The 19,675-nt window shown below is 70.6% G+C and carries 16 protein-coding genes; 3 read left to right on the top strand and 13 right to left on the bottom strand.

The features are described 5' to 3' along the window. Positions 1 to 14 precede the first annotated feature (14 nt). Positions 15 to 833, bottom strand: coding sequence for a Ku protein (locus QM708_RS15795; protein WP_415110720.1), 819 nt, complete (start codon positions 831 to 833; stop codon positions 15 to 17). Between the two features lie 5 nt (positions 834 to 838). Further along, positions 839 to 1,297, bottom strand: a complete 459-nt coding sequence (locus QM708_RS15790) for a DUF6912 family protein (RefSeq protein WP_415110717.1) — start codon at positions 1,295 to 1,297, stop codon at positions 839 to 841. Positions 1,298 to 1,428: 131 nt separating this feature from the next. Here QM708_RS15790 and QM708_RS15785 point away from each other — a divergent pair, with 131 nt between their 5' ends. Next, positions 1,429 to 1,956, top strand: a complete 528-nt coding sequence (locus QM708_RS15785; protein ID WP_415110714.1) for an Rv3235 family protein — start codon at positions 1,429 to 1,431, stop codon at positions 1,954 to 1,956. A 35-nt stretch (positions 1,957 to 1,991) separates the two neighbouring features. On the opposite strand, the gene secA is transcribed toward QM708_RS15785, so the two are convergent. The 3 genes from secA to hpf form a co-directional block, all read right to left on the bottom strand. Continuing rightward, complete coding sequence (gene secA, locus QM708_RS15780) at positions 1,992 to 4,670, bottom strand: preprotein translocase subunit SecA (protein WP_415111485.1); 2,679 nt, start codon at positions 4,668 to 4,670, stop codon at positions 1,992 to 1,994. Positions 4,671 to 4,761: 91 nt separating this feature from the next. Beyond that, positions 4,762 to 5,961, bottom strand: a complete 1,200-nt coding sequence (locus QM708_RS15775; RefSeq protein ID WP_415110711.1) for a winged helix-turn-helix domain-containing protein — start codon at positions 5,959 to 5,961, stop codon at positions 4,762 to 4,764. A 47-nt stretch (positions 5,962 to 6,008) separates the two neighbouring features. Further along, positions 6,009 to 6,608 (bottom strand): ribosome hibernation-promoting factor, HPF/YfiA family, encoded by a 600-nt coding sequence (gene hpf, locus QM708_RS15770; RefSeq protein ID WP_415110709.1) that lies wholly within the window; start codon positions 6,606 to 6,608, stop codon positions 6,009 to 6,011. Positions 6,609 to 6,871: 263 nt separating this feature from the next. Between hpf and QM708_RS15765 the strand changes: the two genes are divergently transcribed. Next, complete coding sequence (locus QM708_RS15765) at positions 6,872 to 8,230, top strand: ammonium transporter (protein WP_415110706.1); 1,359 nt, start codon at positions 6,872 to 6,874, stop codon at positions 8,228 to 8,230. Further along, on the top strand, positions 8,227 to 8,565 hold the full coding sequence (locus tag QM708_RS15760) for a P-II family nitrogen regulator (protein ID WP_415110703.1): 339 nt from the start codon (positions 8,227 to 8,229) through the stop codon (positions 8,563 to 8,565). The genes QM708_RS15765 and QM708_RS15760 overlap by 4 nt, the downstream gene beginning before the upstream one ends. 87 nt (positions 8,566 to 8,652) lie before the next feature. On the opposite strand, the gene QM708_RS15755 is transcribed toward QM708_RS15760, so the two are convergent. The 8 genes from QM708_RS15755 to QM708_RS15720 form a co-directional block, all read right to left on the bottom strand. Beyond that, positions 8,653 to 9,354: a ComF family protein gene (locus QM708_RS15755; protein WP_415110701.1), complete on the bottom strand. Its 702-nt coding sequence runs from the start codon at positions 9,352 to 9,354 to the stop codon at positions 8,653 to 8,655. Between the two features lie 22 nt (positions 9,355 to 9,376). Then, complete coding sequence (locus QM708_RS15750; RefSeq protein WP_415110698.1) at positions 9,377 to 11,074, bottom strand: GerMN domain-containing protein; 1,698 nt, start codon at positions 11,072 to 11,074, stop codon at positions 9,377 to 9,379. Then, positions 11,071 to 12,618: an MtrAB system histidine kinase MtrB gene (gene mtrB / locus QM708_RS15745; protein ID WP_415110695.1), complete on the bottom strand. Its 1,548-nt coding sequence runs from the start codon at positions 12,616 to 12,618 to the stop codon at positions 11,071 to 11,073. Before mtrB ends, QM708_RS15750 begins: the two co-directional genes overlap by 4 nt. Next, complete coding sequence (gene mtrA / locus QM708_RS15740) at positions 12,615 to 13,259, bottom strand: MtrAB system response regulator MtrA (protein WP_415111482.1); 645 nt, start codon at positions 13,257 to 13,259, stop codon at positions 12,615 to 12,617. Before mtrA ends, mtrB begins: the two co-directional genes overlap by 4 nt. Before the next feature lie 72 nt (positions 13,260 to 13,331). Continuing rightward, positions 13,332 to 13,904: a YqgE/AlgH family protein gene (locus QM708_RS15735; RefSeq protein ID WP_415110692.1), complete on the bottom strand. Its 573-nt coding sequence runs from the start codon at positions 13,902 to 13,904 to the stop codon at positions 13,332 to 13,334. Positions 13,905 to 13,942: 38 nt separating this feature from the next. Continuing rightward, positions 13,943 to 14,923 (bottom strand): hypothetical protein, encoded by a 981-nt coding sequence (locus QM708_RS15730; RefSeq protein WP_415110689.1) that lies wholly within the window; start codon positions 14,921 to 14,923, stop codon positions 13,943 to 13,945. An 81-nt stretch (positions 14,924 to 15,004) separates the two neighbouring features. Beyond that, positions 15,005 to 16,897 carry an alkaline phosphatase gene (locus QM708_RS15725; protein WP_415110686.1) on the bottom strand — a complete coding sequence of 631 codons (1,893 nt, stop codon included), beginning with the start codon at positions 16,895 to 16,897 and terminating at the stop codon, positions 15,005 to 15,007. Positions 16,898 to 17,214: 317 nt separating this feature from the next. Further along, complete coding sequence (locus QM708_RS15720; protein WP_415110683.1) at positions 17,215 to 19,644, bottom strand: PEP/pyruvate-binding domain-containing protein; 2,430 nt, start codon at positions 19,642 to 19,644, stop codon at positions 17,215 to 17,217. Positions 19,645 to 19,675 lie beyond the last annotated feature (31 nt).

The raw sequence follows: 19,675 nt of genomic DNA, 5'->3' as shown, positions 1-19,675 counted from the left end.
CTGCGACAAGGGGATTAGCCCGCTTTCGTCGAATCTCCCCGCGCGGCGGCCTCGCGGCGCTTCTTCGCCGCCTCCACCGACGCGCGCAGCGCGGCCACCAGATCGACCACCTCGGCGGTCTCGCCCTCGCCCTGCGGTGCTGCGGCCAGCGGGGCGTCGGCGAGCTTCGCCTCGACGACCTGCTGCAGCGCCTCGCGGTAGGAGTCGGTGAACTCCGCGGGATCGTACGGCGCGGTGAGCTGCTCGATGAAGGAGGTGGCCATCGCCACCTCGCCCTGGGCGATCTTCACCTCGCCCGGTGGGGCGGCGAAGGAGCCGTCGCGCAGTTCGTCGGGCCACAGCAGCGTGTGCAGCATCAGCAGATCGCCGTGGGCGCGCACCAGCGCGAGCGACTCCCGCGAGCGCAGCGCCACCTTCACCACGGCCACCTTGCCGGCCTCGGCGAGCGCCTCGCGCAGCAGCACGTACGGTTTGACGCCGGGCCCGTCGGCTTCCAGGAAGTAGGCCTTGTTCCAGGCGGTCGGGTCGATCTCGGAGGCGTCGACGAACTGGACGATCTCGACCTGCTTGGCGCTCGGCAGCGGCAGTCCCTCGAAGTCGGACGCCTCCAGCACCACCATCCGGCCGTCGTCGGTCTCGAAGCCCTTCGCCACATCGGCGTAGGCGACGACCTGGCCGCAGACCTCGCAGGTCCGCTTCATCTTGATGCGGCCGCCGTCGGCGGCGTGCACCTGGCGGAACGTGACGTCCTTCTCCTCGGTGGCGCTGTACAGCTTCACCGGGATCGTGACCAGGCCGAACGACACGGCCCCTTTCCACAGGCTTCTGGGCATGCCGCCTAGTGTGTCAGGCGTTCCCATTCAGCGGAACCGTGCCACAACAGCTCGGTGTTGCGCAGCAGCGCGGTGATCGCGTCGGCGTCCCAGGCCTGATCGAGGTCGGCCTCACCGAGCGCCTCACGCGCGGCGGCGGCCAGCCCGGCACCGTCGGAGTCGTCGGCGAACAGGCTCTCGACGCTGCGCCAGCGCACCCGCCCGGCCGTCACAGCACCGAACTCGGCCGGTTCGGTGCCCACCGCGTCCGCCGCGCACACCGCGACGAGCCGGACGCCGTGCGCCAGCAGCCCGGCGATGCCGGCCACCTCCAGCAGGGTCAGGTCGGCGTCCTCGGTATCGGACGACGGAAGCTCGAACGCCTCCAGGAACGAGGGCGTCGCGGCGAAGCCGGTCACGTCACGGACGCCGCTGCTCGCCCAGTCGGCGAGCTCGGCGGGAGACAGGGGGACGAAGACGAGCATGCCTCCCAGCATGGCACGTTTTCCACGCAGGCCCCGTTGCCCGACGCCCCACCCGCGCGCGAGCAGGGGTTATCCACAGGCGAGTTGCGGGTTGCTGGCGCCGACGCGCGGGCGTCCGGCACGGTGGCGGTATGCCTGCCCTGCTGTTGTTGCCCGCGCCTGCACCGGCCTGCGCCACGCCGGTGGCGACGCTACCCGCCCCATGCACCCGCCCGGCCCTGATCGGGTGGAGCGCCGATGCCGAGGAGGATCCGTGGCTGGCCATCCAGCCCGCCCTTCCCGCGGCTCCCGATCACGTTCCCGAGCTGGTCGACGACGATGTGATCCCGGACGCCGCCCGCGCCGCCCACGCGATCATCCGGGCGCTGGCCGAGGTGCTGGGCGGCAACCGTCCCGTCGCGCAGATCCGCCCGGCGCTGCTGCCCCGGGTGGCGCACCTGCTCGATCATCTGGTCCGCTCCCGCGCGGCGGCGGGAGCGCAGTTGGCCAGCATGCGGGTCCAGTGCCCACACCCGGCGGCGGTGGAGGCGTCCTTCACCCTGGCCGGGCCTCGCCGGGGCGCGGTCGCATTGCGCATCGAACGGCAGGGGCACCGCTGGGTGGTGGCGTCGGCCGAGGCGGCGCTGGGCCCGGACGCGCGCAGGCCCGCGCGGACATGATCCGCACGGGCCTGCGCCGCTGGTCAAGCGGAGTCTCAGCCGCGCTTCTTCTTGTTCGAGCGGCGCTGCTTGCGGTTCGACTCCGGCGGGATGGCCCGTCGGGGCGCGGCCTCCTCGGCGTCCTCGTCGTCGGGATCGCCATGGGTGTCCACACCGCCGTCGGCGTCCGGGCCTGTATAGGTCAGGTGCCGTGCCCGGGCTGCCACGTCGACCGGAGCGCCCGCGTCGTCGGTCACCACACCGACCTGCGGCGCCTGCTCGGTCTGCACCTCAAGGTTGAACACGAACCCGATCGACTCCTCCAAGAAGGCGTCCATCATCGCGTTGAACATGTCGCCGCCCTCGCGCTGGTACTCGACCAGCGGGTCGCGCTGCGCCATGGCGCGCAGGCCGATGCCCTCGCGCAGGTAGTCCATCTCGTAGAGGTGCTCGCGCCACTTGCGGTCGAGCACGGTCAGCACGACCCGGCGCTCCAGTTCGCGCATCACCTCGGGACCGAGGGCCTCCTCGCGGGCGTCGTAGGCGCGCTCGGCGTCCTCGACGAAGTCGGCGACCAATTCATCGGCGGTCGACGAGGCGTCGGCGTAGTCCTCAATGTCGAGACCGACCGGGTACAGCGTCTTGAGCTGATCCCACAGCGCGTCCAGATCCCAGTCCTCGGCGAAGCCCTCGGTGTGCTGGCGAACGACCTGCTCGACCACCTTGGCGGTGGCGTCGCGCAACTGGCCGTCGACGTCGGCCCCCTCGAGCACCCGGCGGCGGTCGCCGTAGATGGTGTGCCGCTGCCGGTTCATCACGTCGTCGTACTTCAGGACGTTCTTGCGCATCTCGAAATTCTGCGACTCGACCTGCTCCTGAGCGCTGGCCACCGAGTTGGTGACCTGCTTGTTCTCGATCGGCACGTCGTCGGGCACGTTCAGCACCAGCAGGACGCGCTCGATCAGCTCGGCCTTGAACAGGCGCATCAGGTCGTCCTGCAGCGACAGGTAGAACCGCGACTCGCCCGGATCCCCCTGACGGCCGGAACGCCCGCGCAGCTGGTTGTCGATACGCCGCGACTCGTGCCGCTCGGAGCCGACCACGTACAGGCCGCCGACCTCGACGACCGCGTCGTGCTCGGCGCTGGTCTGCGCCTCGATCTCGGGGTACAGCTTGGCCCACGCCGCCTCGTACTCATCCGGCGTGGTCGACGGGTCGAGTCCCTGTTCGCGCAGCTGCGCGTCGGTGATGAACTCGGGGTTGCCGCCCAAGATGATGTCGGTACCGCGGCCGGCCATGTTGGTGGCGACCGTCACCGCACCCTTGCGGCCGGCCAGCGCAATGATCGCGGCCTCGCGCGCATGGTTCTTCGCGTTCAGCACCTCATGCGGCACACCGGCGCGCACCAGCTGCTTGCTCAGGATCTCCGACTTCGCGACGGACGCCGTGCCCAGCAGCACCGGCTGGCCCTGGGCGTGTCGTTCGACCACGTCGGCGACGACGGCATCGAACTTCGCCTCTTCGGTGCGGTAGATCAGGTCGGGCTGATCGACGCGGATCATCGGCTTGTTGGTGGCGATCGGCAGCACACCCAGGCCGTAGATCTTCTGGAATTCGCTCTCCTCGGTCTTGGCCGTACCGGTCATGCCCGCGAGCTTGTCGTACATGCGGAAGTAGTTCTGCAGCGTGATGGTCGCCAGGGTCTGGAACTCCTCCTTGATCTGGACGCCCTCCTTCGCCTCCAGCGCCTGGTGCAGGCCCTCGGAGTAGCGGCGCCCGACCAGAGTGCGGCCGGTGAACTCGTCGACGATGACGACCTCGCCGTCGCCGGTGACCATGTAGTCCTTGTCGCGTTTGAACAGCTCCTTGGCACGGATCGCGTTGTTGAGGTAGCTGATCAGCGGCGTGTTCGCCGACTCGTACAGGTTCTCGATGCCGAGGGAATCCTCGACCAGCGCGATGCCGGACTCCGACACCGAGATGGTCTTCTTCTTCTCGTCGACCTCGTAGTGGCTGTCGCGGACCATCCGCTTCACCATCCGCGCGAAGACCGGGTACCAGCGGTGGTTGTCTTCGGCCGGGCCGGAGATGATCAGCGGGGTGCGCGCCTCGTCGATGAGGATCGAGTCGACCTCGTCCACGATCGCGTAGTGGTGGCCGCGCTGCACGCAATCGGCCAGCGACAACGCCATATTGTCGCGCAGATAGTCGAAGCCGAACTCGTTGTTGGTGCCGTAGGTGATGTCAGCCGCGTACGCGACCCGGCGCTCGGCGGGAGTCATCTGCTGCAGGATGACGCCGGTCTCCAGGCCGAGGAAGTGGTGGATGCGGCCCATCTGCTCGGACTGGTACTTGGCCAGGTAGTCGTTGACCGTGACCACGTGGACGCCCTTGCCGGTGAGCGCGTTGAGGTAGCTGGGCAGCGTCGCGACCAGCGTCTTGCCTTCACCGGTTTTCATCTCGGCGATATTGCACAGGTGCAAGGCGGCGCCGCCCATCAGCTGGACGTCGTAGTGCCGCTTGCCGAGCACGCGCACGGACGCCTCGCGGACGGTCGCGAACGCCTCGGGCAGCAGCCGGTCGAGATCCTCGCCGTTGGCGAGGCGCTCCTTGAACGCCGCGGTCTGGGAGCGCAACTCGGCGTCATCCATCGCCTTGAAGTCGTCCTCGATCAGGTTCACCTGCTTGGCGATCGCCTCGAGGCGCTTGATCTGGCGCCCCTCTCCCAGGTGCATCAGCTTGTCGAACAGGCCCACTTGACTCGCGCTTCCTCATCCGCGTGACGATGCCGGGACCGGCACCGTCGTCCATCGTAGCGGTCGGGGTTCAGCAGTGGTGCGCCAGAGCCGCCGCCAGATCGCCGCGTGGGACGACGACAACCTGGTTCAGCCCGAGCCAGATGGCCATCGCGTGCAGTTCCGAGGCCAGCGCCGCGGCGGTCACCACGGCGTCCGCACCCTCCTCCAGCCAGGACGCCTGCACGATCAGGACGCCGGCTGCGCGGTCCGCCTTCAGGTCGACACGGGCGGCCGGCGCCTCACCGTGCCAGAACAGGTACACGTAGTAGCCGTGCCGGCGCTGAGCGGCGGGGGTATAGATCTCGATCCGGTAGTGCGTGGCGAACAAGCCCTCCAGGCGCTCGCGCTGGAACACCATCGAGTCGAACGGGCTGACCAGTGCCTGCGCGTGCAGCGCCCGCGGCGTCCGCGCCTGATGCCACAGCCAGTGCTCCCCGGCCACGCCCGCCACCTCGACGGGTTCCAGCAGCCCGGCCTGCGTCAAGCGGCGCACGCTGGCGCGCGCGTCCGCGCGGCGCAGGTAGAAGTAGTCGGTCAGCGCACCCAGGTCAGCCACCCCGAGCGCCCGCGCCGCCCGGGCGATGAGCACATCGTAGGCGTCCGGTTCGCTCAGCTCCTCGGCGGCCAGCACCGCCGGCGGCAGCACCCGCTCGGGAAGGTCGTAGAGGCGCTCGAAGGACGCCGTCCGCCCGGCGATCGCCACCGCACCGGTCGAGAACAGGTGCTCCAGAACATGCTTGGCGTCCGACCAGTTCCAGCCCCAATGATCGCGGGCCCGCTCGGCATCGTCGGCGATCTGCCGCGCCGTCACCGGGCCATGGGCCGCCACCTCGGCCAGGATCTCGCCGACGTAGCCCGGCCGCTCCTGGAGCGCGCGCTGCACGCCCGGCCAGGGCCGTTCGGCGTAGCGGCGCATCCGCCAGCGCAGCGCCGGATGGAGCGTGACGTCGACCAGGCTGGCCGCGTGCCCCCAGTACTCGAACACACGCCGCGGCGTCCGCTGCCAGGCCCGGGTGAGCAGCGCGGTGTCGTAGTCGCCGAGCCGCGCGAAGGCCGGCATCAGGTGGGCGCGCACGGCGACGTTGACCGAGTCGATCTGGAACTGGGCGAGGCGGTCGATCTCGGCCTGCAGCTGCCGTGGGCCGACCGAGGCCGGCTTGCGGCGTCCGAACCCCTGGGCGGCCAGCGCGATCCGGCGCGCCTGCCGCAACGTGAGGCGGCCGGGCATCAGGAGCCTCCCGATGCCCGGCCGCGGTGTATCTCAGTCACGCAGGACTACTGGGTCACGTCGAGGTGGATCACGCCGTAGTCGTAGGCCTTGCGCCGGTACACCACGCTCGGCGCGCCGGTCTCAGCGTCGACGTAGAGGAAGAAGTCGTGGCCGACCAACTCCATCTCGTCCAGCGCCTGCGCCAGCGTGAGCGGCGTCGCGGGGAAGATCTTTTCGCGGACGACGAGCGGCCCGTCGCCGGTCACCTCCAGGCCCGCGATCCGGCGCACCGGGGGGGCGTCCTCGGCGGGCGGCGGAACCTCGACCGGGGCGGCGGCGATCGTGTCGGCGACGCGGAGGCCACGGTGCACCTTGCGGCGGTCCGCCGCGCGGCGCAACTGCGACTTCATCTTGTCGAGCGCGTGGTCGAAGGCCATCCCCTTGTCGTCGGCGGACGCCTCGGAACGCACCACCGGCCCCTTGCCGATCAGGGTGATCTCGACGCGGGTCGCCTGGTCGGGCTGCTTGTGCGAGTGGGCGGAGACCTGGACCTCCACCCGCTGGACCCGATCTCGGAACCGCTCGATGCCCTGAAGTCGATCAGTGACCTTCTCGCGGAACTCATCCGTGATCGTGCAGCGACGGCCGGTGACGATGACGTCCATGTCAACCTCCTTGTTCGGGAACGAAAAGGCACCCGCACCCAGGTCACCGGCGAAGCCGGGGAACTGGCTGGAGTGCCATATCGACAACCTAGCGCGCTAGGGCGCGCAAATCACGCGTTGGGGCGCAACTTCTCGCCGGACGCGCCCGGCAGGCGTCCGTGACGGCGGGAAGAACAGGGCCGCAACAAGCCTGTAACGGCAGGTAACCAACCCGGAACACGGGCAACACCACGACGAAACACGCGCGGCGGATCGTTGTCAGCATGATCTATGAAATCAGTGCAGGCGACACCGCCTGGGTGCTCATCAGCGCGGCGCTCGTGCTGCTGATGACCCCGGGTCTGGCGTTCTTCTATGGGGGCATGGTCCGCGCCAAGGGCGTCCTCAACATGCTCATGATGAGCTTCGTGACGATGGGCACCGTCGGCGTGCTCTGGGTGCTGTACGGCTATTCGATGGCGTTCGGCAACAGCGTCGGCGGCCTGGTGGGCGACCCGCTGCAGTTCGCGGGCCTGGCCGGCCTGATGAGCGAGGACGCCGTGGTCGGCACCATTCCGACGCTGGCCTTCGTCGGGTTCCAGGCGTGCTTCGCCATCATCGCGGTGGCGCTGGTGTCCGGCGCCATCGCAGACCGGGCCACCTTCGGCGGCTGGGTGCTGTTCACCGTCCTGTGGGCCACCCTGGTCTACTTCCCCGCCGCCCACTGGGTCTTCGCGTTCGATGGCGCGACGGCCGAGTTCGGAGGCTTCATCGCCAACACGATCGGCGCGATCGACTTTGCCGGCGGTACGGCGATCCATATCAACGCCGGCGCTGCGGCCCTGGCCCTGGCGCTGGTGATCGGCAAGCGCGTGGAGTTCGGCGTCCGCCCGATGCGGCCCCACAACATGACGCTGGTCATGCTGGGCGCGGCCCTGCTGTGGTTCGGCTGGTTCGGCTTCAACGCGGGCTCGGCGCTGGGCGCCAACACGACCGCCGCCGTCGCGTGGGTCAACACCCTCGCCGCCACCGCTGCAGCCATGTGCGCCTGGCTCGTCGTGGAACGCTTCCGTGACGGTCACCCGACCTCGCTGGGTGCCGCCTCGGGCATCGTCGCCGGCCTGGTCGGCATCACTCCGGCGGCCGGTTCGGTCAGCCCGCTCGGCGCCCTCGTGATCGGCATCCTCGCCGGCGTGGCCTGCGCTTACGCGGTCGGCCTCAAGAACGCCCTCGGCTATGACGACTCGCTCGACGTGGTCGGCGTCCACCTGGTCGGTGGCCTGGTCGGCACGCTGGCGATCGGCTTCCTGGCCGACCCGTCCTCGCCGGCCGGCGTTGCGGGCCTGCTCTACGGCGGCGGCCCCGACCAGCTGTGGGCCCAGTTCCTCGGCGCGGCGGTCGTCCTGGTCTACTCGTTCGTGGCGACCTACATCATCGGTTTCGCGATCCACAAGACCATCGGCTTCCGGGTCAGCAAGAAGGACGAGCTGTCCGGCGTTGACCTCTCCGAGCACTCCGAGGTCGGCTACGACCTGTCCGCTGTCTACTACTCCGCGCTCGGTGGTGCGGGCGTGCGCCGCACGCTGCTGCTGGACGCCAGCGACCTGCCCGAGACCGAACTCGCCAAGGAGGGCTCCAAGTGAAGCTCGTCACCGCCATCATCCAGCCCGACAGCCTTGAGGACGTCCAGCGGGCCCTGGTGAAGTACGGGGTCAAGGGAATGACCGTCTCCGAGGCCACCGGCTACGCCCGCCAGCGCGGCCACAAAGAGGTCTACCGCGGCGAAACCTTCATGATCGACTTCATTCTCAAGGTGAAGCTGGAGATCCTCTGCGAGGACTCCGAGGCCGAACCGATCCTGTCGATCATCGCCTCCGCCGCCCGCACCGGTGAGGTCGGGGACGGCAAGGTCTGGGTCACCCCGGTCGACACCGTGGTGCGGGTCCGCACCGGCGAGGTCGGCGTGGCCGCCATCTGATCGGTTCGCTTGATCTGCCGCTCACCCACAGAGATGCCGGCCGGACGGGACTTCCCCGTCCGGCCGGCATCTGCGTGCGCTGGCGTCTCAACCCGCTCGGCGGCCGTCACGGCGTGGTGTCGCGGCGATCACCGCGCACGCGGACGCGGAAAGCGAGGCCGCCGCCAGGGCCCGGCAGGCCTCGGCCAGACTGGCGCCGGTCGTGGTCAGGTCGTCGACGACCACACGAAGCCCCGGGCGTCCGGGCTTGGCGACGAGGGCGCCGCTGAGGTTCCTCCAGCGGGCGGACTCCCCCAGTTCAGCCTGGTCGTCCACCGTGCGCGCGTGCCGCAATCCGGATTCGACCCGCGCGGGCAAACCCGACGCCGAGAGCCGTCGTGCCGCCGTCACCGCCAGCGCGCGCGTCACATCGAGGCCGCGGGCACGCACCGATGCCGGGAGCGACGGGACGGGCACCAGCACCACCTCACGCCCACCGCCGGTGTCGAGAAGGGCGCGTGCGACAGCCTCAGCCAGCAGGGCTCCCAGGACGTCGCGCAGCCACCAGGCCTGGCGTTCCTTGTAGGCGATCACCAGCGCCCGCAGCAGTCCCTCGTGGCGTCCGGCCGCGGCCACCGGCACCGTCGATCCACGGACGTCGACGGTCTCCGCGACCAGAGCGTCCAGCTCGGCGCGGCATGCCAGGCACAGCCGTGCCGACGGTCGTTCGCATCCCGGGCAGACTGCGCCGAGCAACAGGGACGCCGCGGCGTCCGCCAGCCGGCCCGGCAACCACGAGTCCTGATCCACGCCCGACATTAGGCAGCGGCTGTCACCCCGGGTAGAACACCGAGCTCAGTTCGGAGGCCTGGGCGGTCCAGCGGAAGTCGCTGCTGTATCGCCACACCTCGCCATCGGCGGTGCGGACGACCGGAGGCACCCCGGGAGCGACCGCGAGTTCGGTGAGGCCCGCGAGCGCGGACGGGCCGATCGGGGTGACGTTCGAACCGTCCTGGGCCACCGCAAACACCTGGGTCGTCCGGCCGTCCGAGACCACCGCCAGGAGCGTGTCCGGCGTGCGCCACCCGGCATCGAGCACCGTCAAAGGAGCCACCGAGCCGCGCGAGACGTCGATCGATCGCCAGCCCTCGACGGCGACTCGGTCGCCGGTCCGCACCACTCGGGCCACCCCCATCTCGAGGTTTCCGCCGGGGGTGCGGATCACCAGCGCGATCCGCGCTCCGTCGGGCGACAGGCGGAATCTCTCGACCTGCGCCCCGCGCGGAACTGCCGCCGGCACCGCCCCCCATGACGATCCTGGTCCGAGACGGAACAGGGCGCCGCCGAGCACCGCCCACAACTCGCCCTGCCGCGAGAACGCCAGCCTCCGCACCGCCCCGGGTGGTTCGAGGGATTGCCCTCCTGGTTCGGACAACGGAGCGAGGTTCAGGTGTCGCCCGTCAGCGGACGCCGAGGCGGCCGCCACCGCGTCCGGGCGTACCGCGGCGACGGCGGCGTCCGCGATGCCGGGGGCGACCTCGATGTGTGTGACGGGCGCGGCCCCTTCGCCGACCCGGACGATCCGGCCGCGGTGAATGCCGAACAACTGCCGGCTGCTGCTGCGATCGACGGGGTCGGCCTCGGCGAAAGCGCTGGTGGGAATGGTCTTGCCATGCGGCGCGACCTCCCACGCCGGCTCGCCGGCCCAGCCGACCTGGATGGCGGCGACCGTCTCGAACTGGCGGAAGGTCCACGCGAACTGCTTCGCGAGCCTGGCGCGGGCGGTGGCATCCAGATCGGCGGCACCACGCCGCAGCGCGATGGTCGCCACACCCGCGGCGTCCACCGAGACACCGTCGAGCGCGAGGCGTTCGGGAGCAGCCGCCACCGCCGGGGCCAGCCATTGCGTCGCGCCACCCGCCACCGCCGCGGCGGCACGCTGGTGGGCCTGCTCACCGCGCGGGAAGTAGCGCGGATCAGGCACCAGCCAGTCGCCGTCGTTGGCCGGGAAGTAGGTCACCACACGGGTGAACGCGCTCGGGAACAGGTACTCCGACACCAGCAGCCCCTCCGGCGGATTGCTGATCCGCCACTGCCCGTCGGCGTCCCGGACCAGCCCGAAGTCGTGATCCACCACATCGTTCGACTGCCGATAGGCGCCGGCCGCGTCGATCGTGCCGACGACGGACGCCTTGAGGGTGGCTTTCCCTTCACCGATGCTCACCGGGTTGCCCTCGGCGTAGATCCGCACCCCCTGCTCGGGGTGCCAGCGAGCGGTCGCCTCGGCGGTCAGGTAGGCGCGGGCGACCGCATAGTCGGGCTGATAGGACGCCATCGCGTGCAGGAACCCGTCGACGATGGTGCCCGCGCCGGCGCCCTGCTGGGGCGGGCCGGGCGCGATCTCCACACCCGTGTTGACGCGTTCGGCGACCGCGGAGACCCGCACGATCGGTCCCGAGGTCGGCACCGACACGCAGCCGGTCAACGCCACGGCCAGCACGAGGAGGAGAGACACCAGACGACCGGTCATGAGGCGTCCTCGGGGGTCGCGGGCAGGGGCGAGGAGGCGAGCGGCTCGTCGGGGACGCGCGGCAGCGTCAGCCGGAACTGGGCGCCGCCGCCCGGGCGCCCCCAGGCGTCCAGCCAGCCGCCGTGCAGTTGCGCGTTCTCCAAAGCGATCGACAGACCCAGACCGGAGCCGCCCACCGTCCGCTGCCGGGACGGATCGCCGCGCCAGAACCGGCCGAACACCTGGTGCGCCTCCGCCGCGCTGAAGCCGACGCCATGGTCGCGGACGGTGACGGCCACGGCCTTCTCGTCGGCGCGCAGCCGCACCTCGACGTCGCCGCCCTCGCCGTGCTCGATGGCATTGGAGAGCAGATTGGACAGGATGCGCGCCACCCGCCGTGGATCGATCAGGCAGCGGGCCTGGTCGGGAAGGTCGAGGATCATCGCGCTGCCGTAGGCGTCCGCCAGGGGCCGGTGGGCGTCCACTTCGGCCTCGACCAGCGCGACCAGGTCGATGTCGTCGAGTTGTAGGTCGGCCGCGCCCGCATCGAAGCGGCTGATCTCGAGCAGGTCGGTGAGCAGCGATTCGAAGCGGTCCACCTCTCCCTTGAGCAGTTCGGCCGACCGGCGGGCGAGCGGATCGAATGCGTCGCGTTCGTCGTAGAGGACGTCGGCGGCCATCCGCACCGTCGTCAGCGGCGTCCGCAACTCGTGGCTGACGTCGGAGACGAACTGCCGCTGCATCAGTGACATGGTCTCCAGCTGGCGGATCTGGCGGCCCAGCTCGGCGGCCATCCGGTTCATCGAGCGGGCCAGGCCGGCGAGATCGTCGCGTCCGCGCACGTTCATCCGCTCATGCAGCTGGCCGGCGGCGATCCGCTCCGAGGTCAACCGGGCCGCCCGGATCGGCCGCAGCGCCTGCAGCGAGATCACGTACATGGTGCCGGCGCTCAGCGGCAGCAGCAGGGCCAGCCCCATGAAGGCCGCCCGCCGGACGAGCCGCAGCGTCTCCTCCTCCTTCTCCATCCCGAACAGGAAGTAGACCGGGTAGCGGCCGCTTCCCGGCGCCTGCAGCGCACCGGCCACAACCACGCCCGGCCGCGGAGCGCGGCCGTCGTTGAAGTGGATCAGCGTCGGCGTGGTGTAGAGGTCCTGTCCCCCGCCGGCCGCCGCCTCGCGGATCGCCGCGGGCACCGAGGTGACATCGAGGCCCGCCGAGGCGATGTCGGAGGCCGGTGCGCTCACGATCACGTCGTACTGGTGCCCGACGGTGCCACGGGCGGCCGCCTCACGAGTCAGCGCGGTCAGCCGTTCGCTCACCGTCGAGGTGCGGACGTCGGCCTCGCGCAGGGAAGCTTGCATGCTCTCCACGACGGCCGCAGCCTCGGAGACCGACTGGGCCGACTTGGCCTCGAGGATGCCGCGGGTGGACTGGTCGATGAGCACCCACCCGGTGACGCCGAACACGGCGAGCACCGCGACGATGCTGCTGAACACCACTCGGAACGACAACGAGCGCGACCACCAGCGGACGGGCGCGCCGATCAGCCGCCGCAGGCCGTTCATTGCTGTTCGGGCGTCCCCGCGCGATACCCGACCCCGCGCACGGTCACGATGATTTGCGGGCGCTCCGGATCGGGCTCGATCTTGCTGCGCAGCCGCTGCACGTGCACGTTCACCAGCCGGGTGTCACCCGGATGGCGGTAGCCCCAAACCTCCTGCAGCAGCAGTTCGCGGGTGAACGCCTGACGCGGCTTGCGGGCGAGCGCGAGCAGCAGGTCGAACTCGAGCGGGGTGAGCGCGATCGCCTGAGCGCCGCGGTGCACAGTATGGGCGTCCACGTCGATGACCAGGTCGCCGATCCGCAGCGTCGACGGGTCCTCCGCACTCGTGGACGCCCGGCGCAGCCGGGTCTTGATCCGCGCGAGCAGCTCCTGGGTCTTGAACGGCTTGGCCACATAGTCGTCGGCGCCCGCCTCGAGCCCCTCGACGACGTCGCTGGTGTCGGACTTCGCCGTCAGCATCACGATCGGCACGTCGGACTCAGCGCGCAGATCGCGGCACACGTCCACCCCGTCGCGCCCGGGCAGCATCAGGTCGAGCAGCACCAGGTCGGGCTTGTGCGCCCGGAACGCCTCCATCGCCTCGTCGCCGCGGGCCACCCAGAACGGTTCGAAGCCGGACGCCTCCAGCACGATCTGCAGCATCTCCGCCAGCGCGGCGTCGTCATCGACGACAAGCACCTTTCCGCCTGTCACCTCGGTCACCCTCGACCCTCCTCAGTTCAGCTCCGGCGTGGGCGTCCACGTCGCCAGCCAGCCTAGCTGTCCACCTTGACGAGCCAGGACGCGTCGCCAGAGTGTCTCCGGGTTCGGGTCGAAAACATCCTCGTGGCGGCTGGCGACCACATGCCAGGCCCCCTCATCGATCTCCGCCTCCAGCTGGCCGGGCGCCCATCCGGCGTATCCGGCGAAGATGCGCACGTCGCTGTAGGCGCCGGTGGCGAGTTCGATCGGGGTCTCCAGGTGCAGCAGCCCGATCCGGGCGAACAGCCGCCGCCAGCCCGGCGGCTCCTCCTCGTCGTCGACCGGGGTGGCCAGGCAGATCGCGCCCTCCTGCGAGACCGGGCCGCCGTCGAAGAGCCGGTGCGGCCAGCTGGTGAGCGGCTCCCAGCCTGGCAGCACCCGCGCGAGCTCGACATCGGCGAAGGAGTTCAGCACCACGCCCAGCGCTCCGGAGTCGTCCACGTCGAGCAGCAGTACCACCGACTGGTCGAAGATCCCGTCCATGAGGCCCACTCCTGCCACGAGCAGGGTTCCCGGCCTCAGCGGCACGGGCGTCACGGACTCCACGCGCTCATCCTGCCACGGGTAGGCCCCGGCGAGACCGGCTATCCCGAGGCTCCGCTGACCGAACGCCGTCGACGGATCACCAGCACGGCCGCGCCGATCGCCAGCGCGAGCGCGGCCGATCCGGTCCACGACGCCGCCGGCGCCGCCAACGCGACGGTGGTGGCGTCGGGAAGGCTGAGGGCGTCCTGGCCGACCGCGCGTGGCGTCACGGTCAGCTGACCGTTCAGCCAGAACAACGATGGCACGGCGAAGGTCACGGTGCGTTCGCGGGCGTCGCCGGGCAGCAGTTCGGTGACCTCATCCGGCTCGGAATCCGTGGCGGCCAGGCCGAACGGGCCGGACACCGACACCCGGCCGGCGGCCCCCAGCCGCACGTTGCCGTCGTTGGTGATCCGGTAGTCGACGCTCAGCGTCCCCGGGGCGAACGGGATCCAGGACGGCTCGAAGCGCGTGCTCACGGCGTCCACACCCAAGGCGGGCCTGATCTCCCCGGCCACCTGGAGGTGGAGCCGGACGCCGACCCGGTAGTTGAGCTGCACGTCGGCGCCCTGCACGACGCCGACCGTGATGCCCGCGGGATGATCGCCGGGCAGCGCGGTGGCCGGAACGTCGATGTGGACCGGAAGCACCACGGACGCCCCCGGCGCCAGCGTCAGCGAGCCGTTGTCGGTGCCCTGCACGGTGATCCAGCCGCCGGCGCCGTCGTGCGACCGGGCATCGATGTCGAAGGCGCCGTCCGGCCCGGCCACGCCGTCGCCGACCGCGACGACGAAGGTGGCGGGGACGTCGCCGCTGTTGGTCACCGCGATGGCGTCCTGCACGCGCTGGCCCGGCTCAAGGGTGTGCCGCAGCGACACCCGTCCGTCGGGACCGCCGGCGTCCGCGGGGACGACGCTCCAGGTGACCGTCTGGGCGTGCGCGGGGATCGCCAAGCCCACACCTACCGCCCAGAGGAGAGCGAGCGTGATCACCACCCTCCAGGCGAGCGCGGTGGTCGAGGACTGCGGACGGGCGTGCATACGGGCTCCTTGCGTGACGTTCGGTCGCGAACGCGGGGTGGACCGGTCTGTGGCCGGCCCACCCCGCGTCGGGTGGTGGGATCAGTCCTGCGCGAACAGCGTCAGGGTGATCGTGCTGCCGTAGCGGCCGGACTCGGCGTCCGCCGGGACCGCGAGGTCCAGGCCGGCCGCAGCGACGGTGGTGCCGACCCGGGTGACCCGGTCGGAGCTGGCCAGCGTCGCCGGCTTGCTCAGCGTGGTGACCGTGCCGGCCGCCGCGCCGCCGTCGGAGGATGCGATCGACGGCGTCCAGGTGAGGTTCGCCGCCTCGATGGTGCGGGTGTGGTTGCCGGCGACGAAGTCGGTGGCGCTGCCGGACAGCGTCCAGCCCTTGCCCTGGGACTGGGCGTCGCTCCGGGTGTCGGCGACCGTCACGCTCGGCAGTGCGCCGCTCAGCGCGCGTCCGGTGCCGCTCAGGGCGACCACGCCGCCGTCGTGACCGACGCTCAGCGACAGTTCGCCGCGGGCGGCTGGGGCGAGGGTGGCCTCGATGCTGATCGCGTTGCCCTCGCTGGCCGGCGTGCCGAGCAGGTCGAAGATCGTCTTGCCGACGTCGGTGTTGTCGAGGTACGCGCCGCGCACCTTGTCCCAGCCGGTGGCGCGCGCGTTCAGCGTCGCCGAGCCGGCACCGTGCGCGAAGAACGGCACCAGCTGGTTGGTGTGGTTGCCCGAGTGCCACGACACGGACGGAAGCTCACCTTTGGCGCCGATCAGCGCTGTCCAGCCAGTGTCGCTGCCGGCACCGGGGCCGGACAGGAAACCGGTCTCGTGATCGGCGGTCACCATGATCAGGGTCTCGTCCCAGCTGCTGTTCTTCTCGACCCAGTCGACCGCGGCCTCGACGGACCGGTTGAAGTCGTACTGCTCCTCGACCAGGCGAGTGGTCTGGTTGGCGTGACCGGCCCAGTCGACGGCGCCGCCCTCGACCATCAGGAAGAAGCCGTCCTCATCCTGCTTCAGCACGTTCAGCGCCGCCTTGGTGGAGGTGACCAGCGACGGCACGTCGGCGTTCTGCGGATCCGAGAACGGGGCCACGTTGTTGTTGGTCTCCAGTCCGGCGCGGTTGTACTGGAACGTCTCCGCCACACGCGCCAGGCCGAACAGCTTGTCGGGAACGTTCGCGCCACTGGCGACGGCCTCGAACTGCGCCTTCGAGTCGATGAAGGTGAACGGCGTCTTGCCGCCGGCGACGCGCTCGAAGTCGTCCTTGCCGATCCACGCGTCGTCCTCGAAGTACGCCGGACGCGAGCGGTTGTCGTCGTCGAAGTTGGGGTGCCCGCCGCCGATGATCACGTCCACACCGGAGTCGATCATCTCGTTGGCGATGCCCGTGTTGTCCCAACGGTCGGTGTTGTGCGCGATGAAACCGGCGGGCGTGGCGTGGCTGAACGGCACCGAGGTGACCAGGCCGACCTTCTTGCCCACCGCCATGGCGCGCTCACCGACGGTGGTCAGCTTGGTGCCGTCGGTCTTCGCGTCGAAGCCGAGGACGCCGTTGTAGGTCTTCACGCCGGTGCCGAGGGCCGTCCCGGCGGCCGCCGAGTCGGTCGGGCTGTCCTTGGCCCAGTCGAAGGCGCCCCAGGCGGCATCGCTGGAGTAGGTGCGGCCCGCGTCGATGGTGGTGCGCGAGAAGTGCGACTCGGCGACCTGGACGTCCCAGCTGTCGTAGACCTGGCTAGGCGTTCCGGGCACATGCTCGATCGCACCGGTGGCGGGGTTGACGACGACCTGCTGGTAGGTGGTGCCGCTGTCGTAGAGGCGTCCGGCGTCGAACTGGTTGTACCCCGCGCCATCGGAGATGAGCAGGATGATGTTCTTGGGCGTGGTGACTTCTTCGGCCGACGCGGTGGTGGTCAGAACGGGGGCAAGTGTGATGCCTGCGGCCAGGCCGACGCACACGGCGGCCCGGACGCGAGGACGGATGCTGGGTTGCATGGAACTCCGCTTCCTTCTGGGATGACAGCGCGGGGATTGGCCGCGCCTGAGCCTCAGCGTTGGCCACCCCGCTGACTTCTCAGCCGACGTTCAGTTAACAATCAGTGACCACCCAGGAAGCGTTCAGTGTCCGTGTTGTCCATCCGCCAAAGGTGCCGAGCCGCTCACACCATCGTCGCGACCAGACTCTCGCGGCATGCGAGGGTAAATCGCTGCACTCGATTTCGGAACGTCCCGAAAAACATCAGTGGGACTGATGTTCTCGAGCGACCTGCCGGATCGAGTGAAGTGATTTACCGCCGCAGCCGCCGAGACCACTACAACGCCGGGCCCGTCTCAATCGTGAGGGTCCCTTTCGTGCCGTCGACGGTCACCAGCACCCCGTCGGCGAGGCTCGTCGCCGTGACCGTGCCGAGCACCGCGGGGATGCCGTACTCGCGGGCCACGATCGCCGCGTGCGACAGCGGCCCGCCGGTGTCGGCGACCACCGCCGCGGCCAGGGAGAACAGTGGCGTCCACGTCGGGTCGGTGTAGGGGCAGACCAGCACCTCGCCGGGTTGGAGCAGGCCGAAGTCGTCGGGCGTGCGGATGATGCGGGCCCGGCCCGATGCCCGGCCGGCGCTCGCGGGCAGCCCGCGCAGCACGTTCGTCGCGTTCGCGGGGGCGCCGCGGTCCCACCAGGCCGCCTCGGCCGCGCCGCGCCGGCGACGGCGCAGGACGACGGCCGGGCTCAACGAGGCCCCCGGATGGCGCAGTGCCTCGACGATCTCGTCGAAATAGAGGAAGCGCACCTCGCCGGGATCGTCGAGAACCCCCCGTTCCACCAGCCGGCGGGCCAGTTCATCGACGCCGGCGCGGCCGAGGCACAAGAACTCCTCGATCAGGTAGACCGTGGCCTCGCGGGTGAGGTGCAACGCCCGCAACCGGCCGACGGCAGCCCACCAGCACCGCCGCAGGAATCGCGGCAATCGCTGCTCGATCGTCCCCGCGATGTCGGCGTCCGCGCGCCGCTCGGGTTGTTCGCCTCGCGAGGCAGCGGCCAGCAACGCGTAGAACCCCTCGATATCCTCCCGCCACGAGCGGTTCGAGAAGGGCAGGTAGGCGCGGGCTGTCCGGGCACCATGCAGGGCCAGGAACGCCTCGACCTCCTGCTGAAACGCCTCACCCACCGCGGTCGCACCGAGGGCGTCCCGCACCCCGCCGCCCGGCGCGCCGACGATCACCTCCGCGACACCACTACGGCGCGCCCGCGCCGCCAACTCCTGCACGCCCGAGGTCACTTCGGCCGTCTTGTACGCCACCCCCGCGAACAGATCCTCCGGGCTGACCTCACGGCCGCTTCGGGCGACGCCCAGCAGCCCGGCGGCCATCGTGCGGTAGGCGACCAGCGGGGTCAGGTAGCGGACGAACCGGAGCCCGGTCAACGCGCCGGCCTCCTCCACCGCATCGCGCACCAGCCGGATCACCTCGGCGTCCGGGGCCGATCGGACGCCCGCGGCCCGGGAGGCCAGCGCGTCCAGGCGCCGCCGCAACACCCGTTCGTCGTCCGGCCACGCGAACGGGTCACGCCGGAGTCCGGCGGCCAGCCGGCCCAGCAGGCGCAGCACCAGCGCCGGGGTGACGCGCACGTGGTTGGTGCGGACGGTGACGATCCCGTCCGGATCGCCGATGATCAGCGACGATGCGGGCGCCGAGGTGATGCCGAGCGCCACCATCGCCCCACCCGTGATGGCGTGAGTGGCCATCACATCGAGCGGGAACGGTGCGGGATAGTGCTCGATCAGGTCGTCACGGATCAGCCGGTGCAGCATGCTTCGGGGGTGTTCGTGCTTGTGCTCACTCGGTGCGGTGCTGGTGATCGGCCGCGACTGGAGCAGGAAGAGGTCGTCGCCGACGAGCGCCCATTCGACGTCCTGCGGCGCGCCGTAGTGGGCCTCGACCCGCTCGCCGAGATCGAGCAGCCGCAGCAGTTGCGCATCGGTGACGCTGGGCCGCGCGCGGGCGTCCTCGGCGACGTCGGTGGTCACGGTTCCACCACCCGGCACGGCATCGATGCGCAACTGCTTGGCGCCGATCTCCCGGCCGGTGACCGCGCGCTCGGCGCGGGCCAGCCGGAACGTGTCGGGCGTGACCAGCCCGGCGACCACGCTCTCACCCAGGCCGTAGGAGGCACCGACCAGCATCGTGGTGTCGTCGCCCGTGACCGGGTCGCGGGTGAACAGGACGCCGGCCGCGTCCGGTTCGATCATCGTCTGGACGACGACGGCCAGCGCCAATCCCTCATCGGGGACGCCGTGGCGGCGCCGGTAGTCGATGGCGCGCTCGGTCCACAGTGAGGCCCAGCAGCGCCGGACCCCATCCAGCACCGCATCAAGACCCACGATCCCGAGGAAGCTGTCCTGCTGGCCTGCGAAACTGGCATCCGCAAGGTCTTCAGCCGTGGCGGACGACCGAACCGCGACCGCCGGCTCGCCCAGGCGCGCGTAGGCGTCCGCGATCGCTTCCCTCAGCTCGACGGGCATGGGCGCCGTCTGGATTCGCCGCCGGGCCTCGGACGCCGCGCCCTTCCGCACATCGGCGCTCAGTTGTTCGGCGAGTGCGGCCGTCGCGGCGGTGTAGGCGTTCGTCGTGACGCAGAACCCACGCGGCACCGGGAATCCGGCTCGCGCGCACGCGCCCAGGTTCGCCCCTTTGCCACCCACGCGCACCGCATCGGACCCGGTGATGTCATCGAACCAGAGAATCACCTTGACTACTCTACACTTGTAGAGGCATCGA

The organism is Propioniciclava sp. (genome assembly GCF_047602245.1).
Taxonomy (GTDB): domain Bacteria; phylum Actinomycetota; class Actinomycetes; order Propionibacteriales; family Propionibacteriaceae; genus Propioniciclava.
The sequence above is the reverse complement of the archived record's forward strand: the minus strand, read 5'-3'. Positions and strand labels throughout refer to the sequence as shown.